The organism is Pseudomonas sp. GW-45 (genome assembly GCF_056896675.1).
Window position 1 is genome coordinate 3,464,165 of the sequence record NZ_CM167674.1, and the last position, 15,019, is coordinate 3,479,183.

A 15,019-nucleotide genomic window follows, 5' to 3' on the forward strand; every position below is an offset into this window, starting at 1 on the left:
CGCGCAGAACCCTGCCGTTCTGCAGCTGATCAGCGTATGCCTTGCACTGCCTTATTTAATCAAGCGCCAACAGAACGGATAACGGTAGGCAGTCCCTTCATTCGACTTGATAGCCGCAATAATCATCAGCACTATCGCGCCAATGGCAACCAGCCCCATTAAGAAAAAACCGATGACTACCAGCATCAGCACAAAACTGAGCACCATCAACAGGCTAACCGTGATCTGGAAATTCAACGCTTCCTTCGCTTGATCGTCGATAAAGGGATCTTGATCTTTCTTTAGCTGCCACACGATAAGCGGGCCAATCAGCTGCCCTATTCCCGGCAGCACACAAGCCAGAAAACCGGATAAATGGGCAATCAACGCCCATTGTCTAGCCTCCGGGCCGGGCGTACCAGGCGGTTGTGGCGTCTCGGGTGTAGGGCTGGGTTGTGGGGTGATCATTTCATCGGTCATGCGCGAGCTCTCCGTGGCTGGGCAAGATGGTCTTCCTGCTGAGTTGTAGCAAAGTTTGCCCGCTTTGGGTATCGCCCTAACTGCAACCGGCGCCACCAGACACAAAAAAGGCAGGCCATTGGCCTGCCTCCTTAAGCGCTGCGATCTTGCGTGCAGCGCTTAGTCTTTCAATGCTTCCAACTGCATGGCAAACAGCTCGTCGGTACCCTTACGCGCCAGCACCAACATGGCGTTGAGGTCTTCGGGGCTGAACGGCGCTGCTTCGGCGGTACCCTGCACTTCGATAAAGCCGCCCTTATCGGTCATGACCACATTCAAGTCGGTATCGGCTGCGGAATCTTCCGGATAGTCCAGATCCAGCACCGGCACGCCTTGGTAGATACCCACGGAAACCGCAGCGATCATTTGTACCTCTGGCACCTTCTTGATCGCGCCGCGCTGCTTCATCGCACGCAGTGCATCAACCAGCGCCACGCAGGCACCGGTGATGGACGCGGTGCGAGTGCCACCGTCGGCCTGGATCACGTCGCAGTCGATATATAGGGTATTTTCACCCAGTGACTTGAGATCAACTGCCGCGCGCAACGCACGGCCGATCAGCCGTTGAATCTCCAGCGTGCGACCGCCCTGCTTGCCACGGCTGGCTTCACGCTGCATGCGTGAACCGGTGGAGCGCGGCAGCATGCCGTATTCAGCGGTTACCCAGCCTTGACCCGAGCCACGTAAAAAGCGCGGCACACCGGCCTCTACGCTGACGGTACAGATCACCTTGGTATCACCAAACTCGACCAGCACCGAGCCTTCAGCGTGTTTGGTGTAGTGGCGGGTAATAGTCACCTGACGCATTTGGTCGACGGCGCGTTCACTGGGGCGTTGCATAATGGAGAGTCCTTGTACTGCGATGTTTAAAGTCGGCGGAGTATAGCAGGCAGACGGGGCTCCAAGCTGCCACCGCCGAGCGGCTGCTTAACCTGAAGGCCTGCAAGGCGCTACAATGCGGCTTTGCCGACCGCAGCACTTATACCAACTTCGTAGAGGATTCCCATGGTTAACAGCATGACCGCCTTCGCCCGTAGCGAACTCAGCACCGATCAGGGCAACCTGGCCTGGGAAATGCGCTCGGTTAACCACCGCTATCTGGAAGTCACCCTGCGCTTGCCCGAAGCCTTCCGTGAGCTGGAGGGCCCGCTGCGCGAGAAGCTGCGCAAACAGCTGGCACGCGGCAAGGTGGAATGCACGCTGCGCTTCAACCCCACCAGTAGCGAAGCGCGTGACATTACCCTTAACCAGCCGCTGGTCGCACAGCTGGTTAAGGCAGCGGAGCAGCTTGGCGGTCAACTGGCCAACCCGGCACAGATCAACCCGCTCGAACTGCTGGCTTGGCCTGGCGTAATCAGCGGTCAAGAGAGCGACCAGGCAACGCTGGTAAAGAGTGCCCGCGAGCTGTTTGAACCCGCACTCAGCGAACTCAAGGACCACCGCGCCCGCGAAGGCGCGGAGCTCAAGCAGCTGATCGAAGAGCGTCTTAGCAACATCAGCGACCGCACCAGCATCTTGCGCGAGATGATGCCCACGCTACTGAGCGCGCATCGGCAAAAACTGATCGACCGCTTTAACGAAGCTAAGTTGGAGCTGGATAGCACGCGCGTAGAGCAGGAAATCGTCATGTTGGCGCAGAAAATAGACGTCGCCGAAGAGCTGGATCGGCTCGACACGCACGTGATTGAAACCCGCCGTGCACTCGACAGCAAAGACGCCATCGGCCGCCGCCTCGACTTTCTAATGCAAGAGTTCAACCGCGAAGCCAACACCCTCGGCTCCAAGGCAATCGATACCCGTAGCACCCAGGCGGCGGTGGATTTGAAAGTATTTATCGAACAGATGAGGGAGCAGATTCAGAATATCGAGTAAGCCTGCCTCACAGAAAAAGGGCAGCGTAATCGCTTGCCCTTTACCCGACTCAATCCAGCGTGACGCAAATCCCAATCGGAAACTCATCGCAGTTGTGGCCCGCACCACCACGATCGACCACCAAAAATTCACCCTCACACTCCAGCACCGATTGAATCGCATGCCAGGTACCGACGTGGTAATTCACGCCCTGCCGGCCGTCGGTAATAAAAGCACGCACCTGTGCCGGATCGATGCTGTCGCCCGCTGGCGCGACGACGACCAGAAACCGCTCTTCGTGCAAAGGCATGAACGCCTGACTGCCGAGGGGATGGCGCTCGAGAAAGGTTAATTCGAGCGGCAGCTGCACCGGCTGGCTGACGAAAATGCTGATCAGCACGCGCGGTGATTCACCCGCGACCTCGACCTTGGCCAGGTCGTGATGGCGTCGGGTGCGCCCGGAATTAATCATGAAGTGATCCGAGCTGCGCGAATCGATCACATCGCCGAAGGCCGCAAAGGCTTCCGGCGTTAGCGGCTCAGCCCGCAACTGCAGCGTTTCAGCGGCCATAAGTAGGCAGCTTCATGTGACGATTAACATCTTTGTACAGCAGATAGCGGAACGGACCAGGGCCGCCTGCGTAACAGGCCTGCGGGCAGAAGGCGCGCAGCCACATATAGTCACCGGCCTCGACTTCGACCCAGTCCTTGTTCAGCAGGTAGACCGCCTTGCCTTCCAGTACATAGAGGCCGTGCTCCATAACGTGGGTTTCGGCAAAGGGAATAGCGCCGCCGGGTTGGAAGTTAACGATATTCACGTGCATGTCGTGGCGCATGTCGCTCATATCCACGAAACGTGTGGTGCTCCAAGCGCCATCGGTGCCGGGCATTACCAGCGGGTCTATGTCGTTTTCATTGGTAACAAAGGCATCAGGTGCCTCGATACCCTCGACCTTTTCATAGGCCTTGCGTACCCAATGAAAACGCACCACGGCGCCAGAGTCGTTGCGCACCTGCCAGTCACTGGCCGGCGGAATAAAGGCGTACCCGCCGAGTTCCATCTTGTGCTCGGCGCCGTTCAGGGTCAGCGTCATGCCGCCTTCAACGATAAACAGTACGCCTTCAGCCGTGGGATCAGTTTCCGGCTTGTCGCTGCCGCCGCCCGGCTGCACTTCCATAATGTATTGCGAGAAGGTCTCGGCGAAACCGGTTAGGGGGCGTGACAAAACCCACAGGCGGGTGCCGTTCCAGAACGGCAGATGGCTGGTGACGATGTCGCGCATCACGCCCTTGGGGATCACCGCGTAGGCTTCGGTGAACACCGCCCGGTCAGTCGTTAGCTGAGTCTGTGGCGGGTGGCCGCCGGTCGGGGCGTAATAAGTGCGGGGTGCAGTCGGTTGCTGGGACATGCTGGCTCCTTGGCTCAAATAGCGTGGTGTTCGGCCCAGTGACGGGCGATATCTACACGCCGTGTCACCCAAACCCGATCATGGGTTTCAATGTAATCAAGAAAACGCTGCAGCCCGCGGAAACGGCCGGGGCGACCGATCAAGCGGCAATGCAGGCCGACTGAAAGCATCTTTGGCAGCTCGTCGCCTTCTGCATACAGCACGTCAAAAGCATCTTTCAGATATTGAAAAAAGTGCTCGCCGGTATTGAAGCCTTGCGGCGAGGCAAAGCGCATATCATTGGTATCCAGGGTGTAGGGCACGATCAGATGATTGTGCAGCTCACCCGCGCTATCGGCTTCCCGGCTCCAGAACGGCAGGTCATCGCCGTAATAGTCGCTGTCATACAGAAAGCTGCCTTCATCAAGCAACAGCCGGCGCGTGTTTGGGCTGTCGCGCCCGGTGTACCAGCCTTGCGGCTTCTCGCCGTAGAGGCGCTGAAAAATTTCCAGGGCGCGCTGCAGGTGCTCCCGCTCCACCGCCTCGGGTACATCCTGATAGTGCAGCCAGCGCCAGCCGTGGCACGCCACCTCATGGCCCAGTTCCTGGAACGCTTGTGCGGCTTCGGGGTGCCGTTCCAACGCCATAGCTACGCCAAATACGGTCAACGGCAAGTTACGTTGCTCAAACTCTTTGAGAATGCGCCAAACGCCAACACGCGAGCCGTACTCATAAATCGACTCCATGCTCATATGACGACCCGGAAAGGCTTCGGCACCAACGATTTCAGACAGAAACTTTTCGGAGTGGCTATCGCCGTGCAGCACGCAATTCTCGCTGCCTTCCTCGTAGTTGAGTACAAATTGCACGGCGATCCGCGCCTTACCCGGCCACTTAGCCTCGGGCGGGTTGCGTCCGTAGCCGATGAGATCGCGGGGATAGTTGGAGCTGGAGGTCATAACTGCATGTCCTTTCCGTACGGTGTTCACACATTGAATATGGGCGTAGCTCGCCAAACGAGGCTTATCGCGTGCAATAAGCATGAAGTATTTTGGCTTTTTACCTCAATAGATTGTATACAATTATTCTTAAATCTTGTGTACAAATATAGCTACAGGCCAATTCAATGCATATTCGCGTCATCAACCCCAACACCACCCTCGCCATGACGGCGACGATCGAGAGTGCAGCCAAGGCCATAGCGTCTCCCGGTACCCGGATCACCGCGACGCAACCGAGCAGCGGACCGGTCTCCATCGAAAGCCATTTTGACGAGGCGGTCAGCGCGCTCGGCGTGATAGAAGAAGTACTGGCCGGTGAGCGCGATGCCACGGATGCCTACATCATCGCCTGCTTCGGCGACCCCGGCCTGTATGCCGCCCGTGAGTTGACCCGCGCACCGGTCATCGGCATTGCCGAAGCGGCCTTTCACATTGCCAGCCTGATCAGCACTCGCTTCTCAGTGGTGACCACGCTGCCGCGCACCGCGATCATTGCCGAGCACCTATTAGACAATTACGGCTTCAGCCACACCTGCCGACGCGTGCGCGCCGCCGATATTCCGGTACTCGAGCTGGAAGACAACCCAGACCGCGCGTTGGAGCTGATCATTGAAGAATGCCTGCGCGCCAAGCGCGAAGACAATATTGGCGCCATCGTACTGGGCTGCGGCGGCATGGCCGACCTGACGCCACAGATTAGCGACGCCGTGGGCCTGCCGATTGTCGAAGGCGTGACCGCCGCCATCAAACTGGCTGAAGCCGTGGTGGGATTAGGGCTGGGCACCAGCAAGTTTGGCGATCTGGCTTTCCCCCTTCCCAAACCTTTTACTGGTCGGTTCTCGGCGTATTCCAACCTGAAACCGGCCTGAACATCGATATCCAGCACCACGGATGCAATGGCTTAACGCAATAACAATAAACGCAGGAACGTGCGAAAAAAGGAGACAACAATGAAAAACTCACGTCACGAGGCAGCCTCATGAAAACCGACGCCACCGCAGCGCAGAGCAGCCTGCCAGAGCAGTCACAGGTCGAGACCAAAGCGCCGGGTGAAGAGTCACTCGCCCCGCAGGAAACCCGCATTATGGGGCGACTGTCCTACTTGCTGGCCTGGTTCGGCGGCTGCGTCTCCATCGGCACCTTTACTATGGGCTCCAGCGTGGTCGGCAGCCTCAACTTGATTCAAGCCACGCTGGCCATCGCCATCGGCTGTTTCGTTATCGGTATCGCGTTGGTGCTCAATGGCGCCGCCGGTTACAAATACGGCATCCCCTTTATGGTGCAGGCGCGCAGCGCTTTTGGCTTCGGCGGCACGCGCTTGCCCGGCCTGGTGCGCGCGGTGCCTGCCATCGTCTGGTACGGCTTTCAGAGCTGGATCGGTGCCGGCGCGCTGAATATGGTGTCCGCAACCCTGTTCGGTTTCGACAACCTGGTGTTCTTCTTTATCACCTTCCAGTTTTTGCAGATTGGGCTGTCGGTGATGGGTTTTCAAGGCATCAAGTGGCTGGAGAACGTCGGCAGCGCCTTTATTCTCGCATCCTTGGTCTACATGTTCTACAGCACGGTACAGCGCTACGGCGATGAGCTGTCGAGCAGTCTGTTCACCATGCAAGGCTCGTGGGGGCTGCCGTTCTGGAGCGCGACCATGCTGTTCCTCGGCATTTACAGCACCATGATCCTCAACGTCAGCGATTACTCCCGTGAGCACAAACACGGCAGCGGCCCCGGCCTGCTGACCACGCTGTATTCCATGTCGATTCTGCCCTGCACGCTGTTCATGGGCCTGATTGGCTACATGGTGTCTGAGGCAACCGGCGTGGCGGACCCTATTCAAGTGTTTGCCAATGCGGTGGATAACACCCCACTGCTGATGACCACATTGCTGTTCATCGCCTTTGCGCAAGTCACCACCAACGTATTGAACAACGTGGTGCCGCCAACTTACGTGCTGATGGATGTATTCAAGCTGTCATTCCGACCCGCCACCGTGATCGTGGGCCTACTGGCTTTCGCTACCTTTCCTTGGAAACTGGTCAGCGACGATTCGGCTGCGGGCCTGCAGGTTTTCGTGCAGACCTACTCCGCCTTCCTCGGCCCGATCTTTGCGATTCTCGTGGTGGACTACTATCTGCTGCGCAAGCGCACCCTCAATCTGGAGCACCTCTATGATGCCCAGGGGCCTTATCGGGGAGTCAATTACGCAGCGCTGATCGCGACAGCCGTGGGTGCAGTAGTGGCGCTGAATATCGCCGTTGTGTCCTGGTACGCCAGTTTGATCCCGGCTGGCCTGTGCTATTACCTGCTGATGAAGTACTGGGCGCCTTGCCAACGCTTCCGCCAGTAACCACGGCGGCGCTCAGGCGTTATTGATAGGCAGAAAAGATATCACGCAGGTCCGGCGCCTCTTCGGGGGCGTCTTCTATCGATAGCGAGGCTTCTATAGAGTCGAGGTGGCGGCACATAAAGGTGGCCGCTTGCTCACTTTCCCCAGCCTGCAACAAATCAACCAGCTGATTGTGATCATTGCACTCGCAACCCAGATTTCCGGCATGCCCGTACACCGCCAGAATCAGCGATGAACGCGAGCAAAGTTGATCCACAAAGCGCGCCAGAGTCTGGTTGCCCGCCAAGGCTGCAAGCCGGTTATGAAAAGCCGCCGATAGCTTGATCGCGACGCTCTGCTCATGCTCCTGCAGCGCCTGTTGCTCTTCACCCGCCAACGCCCGCAGCTCTTTTAGCTCATCCGCCGTGATCCGCCGCGTCAGCATGGCCAGCAAGCCGCTCTCAACCAACCGCCGCGCCTCGAATACCTCACGCGCTTCTTCGGCTGAAGGCCGCGTTACGCTGGCTCCCTTGCCCGGCGTGAGAGTCACCAACTGCTCCAGCGCCAAACGCTGCAAAACCTTGCGAATACCAGTGCGGCTGATACCAAATACCTCGGCCAAGGCATCTTCGCGCAACCGCGCGCCCGGCTTTAGCCGATGTTCGATCACCGCATCACTGATGGCCCGATAGATCTCATCCTGGCGCTGCACCCCTTTACCAGATCCTGCTTTTCCGCTTGCACTGGCGGAAGGCTGGTCGGTGCTGTCAGGTTGCGACGTGGGCCGGTGTGACGTCATCAAAACATCTCTCTGTACGCTGTGGGTTCAACTTTGGGCGCTATTGTATACATTTCGGGGTGAGGCATACGACGCAACGTGCTTAGTGGGCTTGCTGCCAATCAATGCAGAAAGGTGGCATCAGAACACCGAGCGCATCAGACAAGCCTTGCGGAGTCAGACTGTGCCTCCGAGTAATGCAGCAGCCGGACTCTGCGCTTCAGGCGCTCGCGGCCAGTTTGCGCACACGCTCCTTGTCCAGTTCGAGCACCATGGCGTGCTCCGCCAACGCCAAGGCTTCACGACCCAAGCGCTGCGCCGGGCCGGCAAACACCGGGGCCAGCGCCGTCAGCGCCTGCATAGCCTTGTGCAGTCGCAACTGCACATCGATACGTGCCGCACCATCGCGAGCGATCGGGCCAAACAGGTCGTCGAACAGGTCATCCAACTTCAGGGGCATGAGCCAAACACGCGGGTAACGCACCTCGTCGGCCTTGCCTGGCTGTTCGTAATCAGTCCAGGCCGACAACATACGCACCCCCCGGCCGAGAATATCGATAGCGGTTCCCGGATCATTCACTGCCGGCGACAGAGCTCGCGAGGCGATCTCGGACAAAACCGAAAACCCGAAACGCGGGTCTTGATCAAAAGAGCGCAGCTCACCCAACGTGAAACAGTCGCGCAACGCCTGATCACATTCTTCATCCTGCTCACCGCGCAGCCATAGCAAGGGTGCCGCCGGATGAACAAACCCACCGGGTAGCACCACCACATAAAGCTCCAGATCACGCTCCTCGGCGCACTCAGCCAGCGCCGCCACATCCAGATGCTGCACATATTTACTGTGCTCGGGATACAACGGACGAGCGTCAGCGGGAGTGCTGTCCTCCTGCAACGCACGGGCGCCCAGACAAGGGTTGTTGATACGGTCATTCAACGCGCGAGCGGCCACTTCTTCGACCCGCGAAGTGGTATCCCCCACCCGGCCGAAATGGGATAAATGCTCAATCCAGCGCAACATAGTGATGACAATCAGCGCCACTACCAGCATCGTCATGCCAAACATAAGCACGCGACCACTTTCTCCGTAAACCTGGGTACTCAAGGCAATCAAACCCACCAGGCTGTAAAGAAAGGAGCCGATGAAGGTGCCGAGGACGTTCTGCGTGGTGGTGTCTTGCATCAAAAGCCGCGTGGCGCGCGGGGTCACTTCTGAGGTCGCTGAGCTGTAGGCCGCCACCATCACGCTCAGCGAGAAGGTGGTCACGGCCAGCATGCTGGAGGCCAAAATATCCAGAATGCGCTCTACGGCATCCGCGCCTATGTCGATGGGCAGAGGGCCGGGCAGCATCCGCTCGACCAGCACTGCCAGCAACGCGGCACCTATCGAAAAAACGACATAAAGCGACGCCCGTACCCAAAGGGTACGGCTCAGCTGCGCCAGCAGCCATTGCCATTTGGAGATCATCAGCGATGCATTTCCTGTTGCGATTCAACGATAGGCGACAGCTTAGCGGATTGCGCCAAGCAAAGGTTATCCATGACGGCAGCGACCAATGTCCCTATAATTTGCGCCACTCCCCCGTAAACCAACTCGCAGGATATAGTTTTCGATGAGCCACGCGACCGGCACCCTGTACATTATTTCCGCCCCTTCAGGTGCAGGCAAGACCAGCCTGGTCAAGGCGCTGCTGGAGCAGACCGAGAACCTGCACGTTTCCGTCTCGCACACCACGCGTGACATGCGGCCCGGCGAGGTGGACGGCGTTAATTACCACTTCACCACCCGCGAGGCGTTTTTGCAGCAGGTTGGCAACGGCGATTTTCTGGAGCATGCAGAGGTATTCGGTAACCTTTACGGCACCTCGCAAAGCACCGTAGAGACTACCTTGGCGGAAGGCCATGACCTGATTCTCGAGATCGACTGGCAGGGCGCGCAGCAGGTACGCCACGCTTTACCGCAAGCACACGCCATTTTCATCCTGCCTCCATCGCAGAGCGCCCTGCGTGATCGCCTGACCGGGCGCGGCCAGGATGCTGGCGAGGTGATCGAAAAGCGCATGGCCGAAGCCGTTGCTGAAATGAGCCATTACGTCGAATTCGACAGCTTGGTGATCAACGATGACTTCACCACTGCATTGGAAGACCTCAAAGCTATTCTACGTGCCAAGCATCTGCAAACCAGCTCTCAACAGCTACGCCACACTCGCTTATTGCAAGCGCTCTTGTCAGACTGAGGCGCAATTCAGTACACTGTTCGGTCCTGCGTCCTGAATAAGGGCGCACCCTCGATTTCATAAATACCCGTTCCGGAGTAACACCATGGCCCGCGTCACCGTTGAAGACTGCCTGGAAAATGTAGAAAATCGTTTTGAGCTGGTCATGCTGGCCTCCAAGCGTTCACGTCAGTTGGCCACCGGCGGCAAAGAAGCCAAGGTAGCTTGGGAAAACGACAAGCCGACCGTCGTTGCCTTACGTGAAATTGCCGAAGGTCTTTTTACCAACAAAATCATGGCCGAAGAAGCTCTGCAAGATCAGCAAGAGCCGCTTTACTCTATGGAATCTGACGAAGCCGAGTAAGCAGATTGCGCAGGCCGTGCATTCCTGATGTATACGCTCACCACGGTGGGCGCAGGAGAGCTACATGTCTGCGATAGAAGTTTTTGCCGATAGCCTCGGTAGTTATCTAGAGCCAGACCAGGTCAACCTGGTCCGGCGCGCCTATTTCTATGCAGAACAGGCGCATGACGGCCAGACCCGTCGCAGTGGTGAGCCTTACGTCACCCACCCCCTTGCAGTAGCCCATATTCTTGCCGATATGCACATGGACCATCAAAGCCTGATGGCCGCCATGCTGCACGATGTGATCGAAGACACCGGCATACCCAAAGACGCATTGGTTACCCAGTTTGGTGAAACCGTTGCCGAACTGGTGGATGGCGTCAGCAAGCTGACCCAGATGACTTTCGAGACCAAGGCCGAGGCGCAGGCCGAGAACTTTCAGAAAATGGCGCTGGCCATGGCCCGCGACATCCGTGTGATTTTGGTCAAGCTGGCTGATCGGCTACACAACATGCGCACGCTCGGCGCACTGATCCCGGAAAAACGCCGTCGCATCGCCAAAGAAACGCTGGAGATTTACGCGCCCATCGCCGCCCGCCTGGGCATGCACAGCCTGAGCACCGAGTTCGAAGATCTCGGTTTCAAGGCAATGCACCCCATGCGCTCACGGCTAATTGATCGCGCCGTGCGTAGCGCGCGAGGCAACCGCAAAGAGCTTCTCAACCGAATTCTTGATGCGCTACAAGCTTGCCTTGAGCGTGAAGGCTTGCAAGGCACCGTGATGGGCCGCGAGAAACACTTGTACGGTATCTACCAGAAGATGCGCGGCAAGCGAAAGGCCTTCACCGAGATCATGGATGTGTACGCCTTCCGCATCATCGTCGACAAGCCCGACACCTGCTATCGCGTGCTTGGCGCGGTGCACAGTCTGTACAAGCCTTTCCCTGGGCGCTTCAAAGATTACATCGCGATCCCCAAGGCTAACGGTTACCAGTCGCTGCATACCACGCTGTTCGGCATGCACGGGGTGCCAATCGAAATTCAGATCCGTACCGCTGAAATGGAAGAGCTGGCCAACAGCGGCATCGCCGCTCACTGGGTCTACAAATCCAAGGATGATGTGATCAACGGTAACCACGCGCGCACCCGCCAATGGCTAAAGAGCGTACTTGAGCTGCAACAGAACGCCGGCAACTCGCTGGAATTCATCGAAAACGTCAAAATCGACCTGTTCCCGGACGAAGTCTACATATTCACCCCCAAAGGCCGCATTATGGAGCTTCCGAAAGGCTCCACTCCGGTCGACTTCGCTTACGCGGTACACACCGATATCGGCAACAGCTGCATAGCCTGCCGGGTGAACCGGCGCCTCGCACCACTCTCCGAGCCGTTACAGAGCGGCGAAACGGTTGAGATCATTACCGCGCCCGGCGCCCGCCCAAACCCGGCTTGGTTGAGTTTTGTGATTACCGGCAAGGCGCGCAGCAACATCCGCCACTTCCTCAAGCACCAGCGTCATTCCGAATCCATCGCGCTCGGCGAGCGCCTGCTGGACAAAGTGCTGGCAAGTTTTGATACCCACTTGGCGGATATCCCCCCAGCGCGCATTGAGCAAGTGCTCAACGACTGCGGCATGCAAGAATTGGAAGACCTGCTGTCCGACATCGGCCTCGGCAATCGCATGGCCTATGTGGTCGCACGGCGCCTGTTGGCCACCGATGGTGGCGGCGAAGACACCGAAAAACACCGAATTGATCAAGCCGATGGGCCCGCCGGCAGCGGCGAGAAGCCGTTGGCGATCCGCGGCACAGAGGGCCTGGTGGTCAGTTTTGCACGCTGTTGCAACCCCATCCCTGGCGACCCGATTGTCGGTTATCTGTCCTCCGGCAAGGGTATGGTGATCCATCAGGAAAACTGCAAAAACCTCGTCGATAGCCGCCAGAACACTGAAAAAACGCTGCACCTGACCTGGGACAAAGACGTCAGCGGCGAATTCACCATCGAGCTGCGGGTGGAGCTGGAGCATCAGCGCGGCATCATCGCCCAGCTGGCGACCGGCATCACGGTCGCCGATGCCAGCATCGACAAGATAAGCGTGGATGAACGCGACGGCCGCATCAGTGTGGTTCAGCTGGTGATCCGCGTGCGCGACCGACTACACCTGTCACAACTGATCAAGCGTATTCGCTCACTCAACGGCGTGATGCGCATTACCCGTCTGAAGAATTGATTTCTCTGGAGCACTCATGAACAAGCAAGTCATCACCAGCGAGCAGGCACCTGCCGCTATCGGCCCTTATTCGCAAGCCATCAAGGTAGGTAACACGGTTTACCTGTCTGGTCAGATCCCATTGGATCCGGCCACTATGGAAGTAGTGGAAGGTTTTGAAGCGCAGGTTTGCCGCGTATTCGACAACCTGACCGCAGTGGCCGAAGCGGCCGGTGGCACACTGCAAGACATCGTAAAACTGAACATCTTCCTGACCGATCTGGGCAACTTTTCCACGGTCAACGGGATCATGGAGCGTTACTTTGAAAAGCCCTATCCAGCCCGCGCCGCGATTGGCGTAGCCGCACTGCCCAAGGGCGTGCCGGTGGAAATGGACGGCATCATGGTGGTTGGCTAGAAGCTGGAAGCCAAGCAGGCCGGGGCGCAATGCCCCAGCTTGCACGCTTTACTGAGCCTGATTTAGCTCTTCAAGCTGGCATTCAGGCTGATATCTGCTTTCAACAGCTTGGAAATCGGGCAACCGCTCTTGGCCTTGCCGGCAATCTCATCAAACTCTTTCTGCTCAATACCTGGGATCGCTGCAGTCATGGTCAGCGCTACCGCGGTTACTGCAAAACCATCATCCTGCTTGCTCAGCGTTACCACGGCTTTGGTATCAACGCTGTCCGGCGTGTAGCCTGCCTCGCCCAGCAGCATGGAGAAAGCCATCGAAAAACAGCCCGCATGCGCTGCGCCGATCAACTCTTCTGGATTGGTGCCAGGCTCATTCTCAAAACGCGTATTAAAGCCGTAGGGATTGGCCTTCAGTGCCCCGCTCTCGGTTGAAATAGTGCCTTTGCCCTCTTTCAACGAGCCTTGCCAATGAGCTGATGCTGACTTATCCATATGTTTCTCCTCAATATTGCGAGTAAACCGATGGCCGATTGGCCATCTGGCGTCGTGCAAAATCATGTCAGCCGAGTGAACGTCGTCATCGCAGACAGGTCAGTGATAGAGGTTGCCAAGTACCTCCAGTATGCTGAACCGTTTTTCGGCTGCCTTAACACCGACAAGGAAATCCCGTGAATAATTCCCCGCGTCTCTATCTTTCGCTTTTCGGCATTGCGTTAACGCTGACCGGTTGTGGCGCTCAACCAGCGCTACCTATCACCGCTGGCATGGGCCCACACCCGGCGCTGCCTGAGCCGCAGAGCAGCACATTGCCGACGGTTAATATCGCACCGGCGGTAGGCTGGCAAGGGAACGCCAGGCCGCAGGCCGGCAAAGGTTTACAAGTACAACCATTCGCCCAGGGGCTAGATCATCCTCGATGGCTGCATGTGCTGCCCAACGGCGATGTACTGGTGGCAGAAACCAACGCGCCGGCCGAACCCGAAGGTAGCGGCGGCGTGAAGGACTGGATGGCCAAGCGAGTGATGAGCAAAGCCGGTGCTGTAACGCCAAGCGCTGACCGCATCAGCCTACTGCGCGACACCGATGGCGACGGCGTGGCAGATCAACGCACGGTATTTCTCGACAACTTAAACTCGCCTTTCGGTATGGCGCTGGTGGGCAACTCCCTGTACGTAGCCAATACCGACGGTGTTGTACGCTTCCCTTACCGTGCCGATCAGACGCAGATAACGGCAACCGGTGAGCCGGTGACCGCACTGCCGGGCGGACCGCTGAATCATCACTGGACCAAAAATCTGATTGCCAGCCCTAACGGCAGCAAGCTGTACGCGGCCGTAGGCTCCAACAGCAACGTGGCGGAGAATGGCCTGGATCAAGAGCAGGATCGTGCCGCAATCTGGGAAATCGACCCTAGCACCGGCAATAAACGCTTATTCGCCTCTGGCTTACGCAATCCGGTAGGTATGGCATGGGAGCCCTACAGCGGCGAACTGTGGACAGTGGTCAACGAACGCGATGAGCTCGGTAACGACCTGGTGCCCGACTACATGACATCAGTGCAGGACGGCGGCTTCTATGGTTGGCCTTGGAGCTACTACGGCCAACATGAAGATCAACGCGTCAGTCCTAAGAACCCGGCCATGGTTGCCAAGGCGCTGGTGCCGGATTACGCACTCGGCGCCCACACCGCTTCACTGGGTTTGAGCAATGCGGTTGGCAGCCGTCTGCCTGCGCCTTTCACCGAAGGACTGTTTATTGGTCAGCACGGCTCCTGGAATCGCGAGCCGCACAGCGGTTACAAAGTGCTCTTTGTCCCCTTCAAGGAGGGCCGCCCGAATGATGCGCCTTATACCGTGCTAGACGGCTTCCTCAACGCCAAGGGCGAAGCACAGGGTCGCCCGGTTGGCGTGGCTATCGACGGACAGGGTGCGCTGCTAGTGGCAGACGACGTTGGCAATGTGATCTGGCGCGTCAGCGCCGCCAGCCAGCCTTGAG

General features: G+C 58.0%; 16 protein-coding genes. 8 read left to right on the forward strand and 8 right to left on the reverse strand.

Features of this window, described 5'->3' with window-relative positions:
• Positions 1–51: 51 nt before the first annotated feature.
• Together AC1XYH_RS16335 and rph are read right to left on the reverse strand one after the other, a co-directional pair.
• Positions 52–447 (reverse strand): DUF4870 domain-containing protein, encoded by a 396-nt coding sequence (locus tag AC1XYH_RS16335; RefSeq protein ID WP_483326403.1) that lies wholly within the window; start codon positions 445–447, stop codon positions 52–54.
• Between the two features lie 171 nt (positions 448–618).
• Complete coding sequence (rph, locus tag AC1XYH_RS16340) at positions 619–1,338, reverse strand: ribonuclease PH (protein WP_483324174.1); 720 nt, start codon at positions 1,336–1,338, stop codon at positions 619–621.
• Between the two features lie 165 nt (positions 1,339–1,503).
• On the opposite strand from rph, the gene AC1XYH_RS16345 reads away from it, so the two are divergent.
• Entirely contained in the window at positions 1,504–2,370 is an 867-nt protein-coding gene (locus AC1XYH_RS16345; protein WP_483324175.1) for a YicC/YloC family endoribonuclease, read from the forward strand.
• Between the two features lie 49 nt (positions 2,371–2,419).
• Here the strand turns inward: AC1XYH_RS16345 and AC1XYH_RS16350 are convergent, their stop codons facing one another.
• From AC1XYH_RS16350 to puuE, 3 genes are read right to left on the reverse strand one after another with little or no spacing between them, the layout of a single operon-like run.
• Positions 2,420–2,920, reverse strand: a complete 501-nt coding sequence (locus tag AC1XYH_RS16350; protein WP_483324176.1) for an ureidoglycolate lyase — start codon at positions 2,918–2,920, stop codon at positions 2,420–2,422.
• Positions 2,910–3,758, reverse strand: coding sequence for a bifunctional allantoicase/(S)-ureidoglycine aminohydrolase (locus AC1XYH_RS16355; protein ID WP_483324177.1), 849 nt, complete (start codon positions 3,756–3,758; stop codon positions 2,910–2,912). The genes AC1XYH_RS16350 and AC1XYH_RS16355 overlap by 11 nt, the downstream gene beginning before the upstream one ends.
• 14 nt (positions 3,759–3,772) lie before the next feature.
• Positions 3,773–4,696: an allantoinase PuuE gene (gene puuE, locus AC1XYH_RS16360; RefSeq protein ID WP_483324178.1), complete on the reverse strand. Its 924-nt coding sequence runs from the start codon at positions 4,694–4,696 to the stop codon at positions 3,773–3,775.
• Between the two features lie 167 nt (positions 4,697–4,863).
• On the opposite strand from puuE, the gene AC1XYH_RS16365 reads away from it, so the two are divergent.
• Both AC1XYH_RS16365 and AC1XYH_RS16370 read left to right on the forward strand, forming a co-directional pair.
• Complete coding sequence (locus AC1XYH_RS16365) at positions 4,864–5,607, forward strand: aspartate/glutamate racemase family protein (protein ID WP_483324179.1); 744 nt, start codon at positions 4,864–4,866, stop codon at positions 5,605–5,607.
• A 110-nt stretch (positions 5,608–5,717) separates the two neighbouring features.
• The gene (locus AC1XYH_RS16370) at positions 5,718–7,082 is read left to right on the forward strand and encodes an NCS1 family transporter (RefSeq protein ID WP_483324180.1); all 1,365 of its coding nucleotides are present in this window, start codon (positions 5,718–5,720) and stop codon (positions 7,080–7,082) included.
• Positions 7,083–7,101: 19 nt separating this feature from the next.
• Here AC1XYH_RS16370 and AC1XYH_RS16375 read toward each other — a convergent pair whose 3' ends face one another.
• Positions 7,102–7,773 (reverse strand): GntR family transcriptional regulator, encoded by a 672-nt coding sequence (locus AC1XYH_RS16375; protein ID WP_483324181.1) that lies wholly within the window; start codon positions 7,771–7,773, stop codon positions 7,102–7,104.
• A 286-nt stretch (positions 7,774–8,059) separates the two neighbouring features.
• Positions 8,060–9,307 (reverse strand): DUF2254 domain-containing protein, encoded by a 1,248-nt coding sequence (locus tag AC1XYH_RS16380; RefSeq protein ID WP_483324182.1) that lies wholly within the window; start codon positions 9,305–9,307, stop codon positions 8,060–8,062.
• 145 nt (positions 9,308–9,452) lie between these two features.
• Between AC1XYH_RS16380 and gmk the strand changes: the two genes are divergently transcribed.
• The 4 genes from gmk to AC1XYH_RS16400 all read left to right on the forward strand — a co-directional run bounded on the left by gmk (position 9,453) and on the right by AC1XYH_RS16400 (position 13,028).
• The gene (gene gmk / locus AC1XYH_RS16385) at positions 9,453–10,076 is read left to right on the forward strand and encodes a guanylate kinase (protein WP_483324183.1); all 624 of its coding nucleotides are present in this window, start codon (positions 9,453–9,455) and stop codon (positions 10,074–10,076) included.
• An 85-nt stretch (positions 10,077–10,161) separates the two neighbouring features.
• The gene (rpoZ, locus tag AC1XYH_RS16390; RefSeq protein ID WP_483324184.1) at positions 10,162–10,419 is read left to right on the forward strand and encodes a DNA-directed RNA polymerase subunit omega; all 258 of its coding nucleotides are present in this window, start codon (positions 10,162–10,164) and stop codon (positions 10,417–10,419) included.
• Between the two features lie 64 nt (positions 10,420–10,483).
• Positions 10,484–12,631, forward strand: coding sequence for a bifunctional GTP diphosphokinase/guanosine-3',5'-bis pyrophosphate 3'-pyrophosphohydrolase (gene spoT / locus AC1XYH_RS16395; RefSeq protein ID WP_483324185.1), 2,148 nt, complete (start codon positions 10,484–10,486; stop codon positions 12,629–12,631).
• Positions 12,632–12,647: 16 nt separating this feature from the next.
• On the forward strand, positions 12,648–13,028 hold the full coding sequence (locus tag AC1XYH_RS16400; RefSeq protein ID WP_483324186.1) for a RidA family protein: 381 nt from the start codon (positions 12,648–12,650) through the stop codon (positions 13,026–13,028).
• Positions 13,029–13,090: 62 nt separating this feature from the next.
• Here AC1XYH_RS16400 and AC1XYH_RS16405 read toward each other — a convergent pair whose 3' ends face one another.
• Positions 13,091–13,516 (reverse strand): OsmC family protein, encoded by a 426-nt coding sequence (locus AC1XYH_RS16405; protein ID WP_483324187.1) that lies wholly within the window; start codon positions 13,514–13,516, stop codon positions 13,091–13,093.
• Positions 13,517–13,731: 215 nt separating this feature from the next.
• Here AC1XYH_RS16405 and AC1XYH_RS16410 point away from each other — a divergent pair, with 215 nt between their 5' ends.
• The gene (locus AC1XYH_RS16410; RefSeq protein ID WP_483326404.1) at positions 13,732–15,018 is read left to right on the forward strand and encodes a PQQ-dependent sugar dehydrogenase; all 1,287 of its coding nucleotides are present in this window, start codon (positions 13,732–13,734) and stop codon (positions 15,016–15,018) included.
• Position 15,019: the final 1 nt, after the last annotated feature.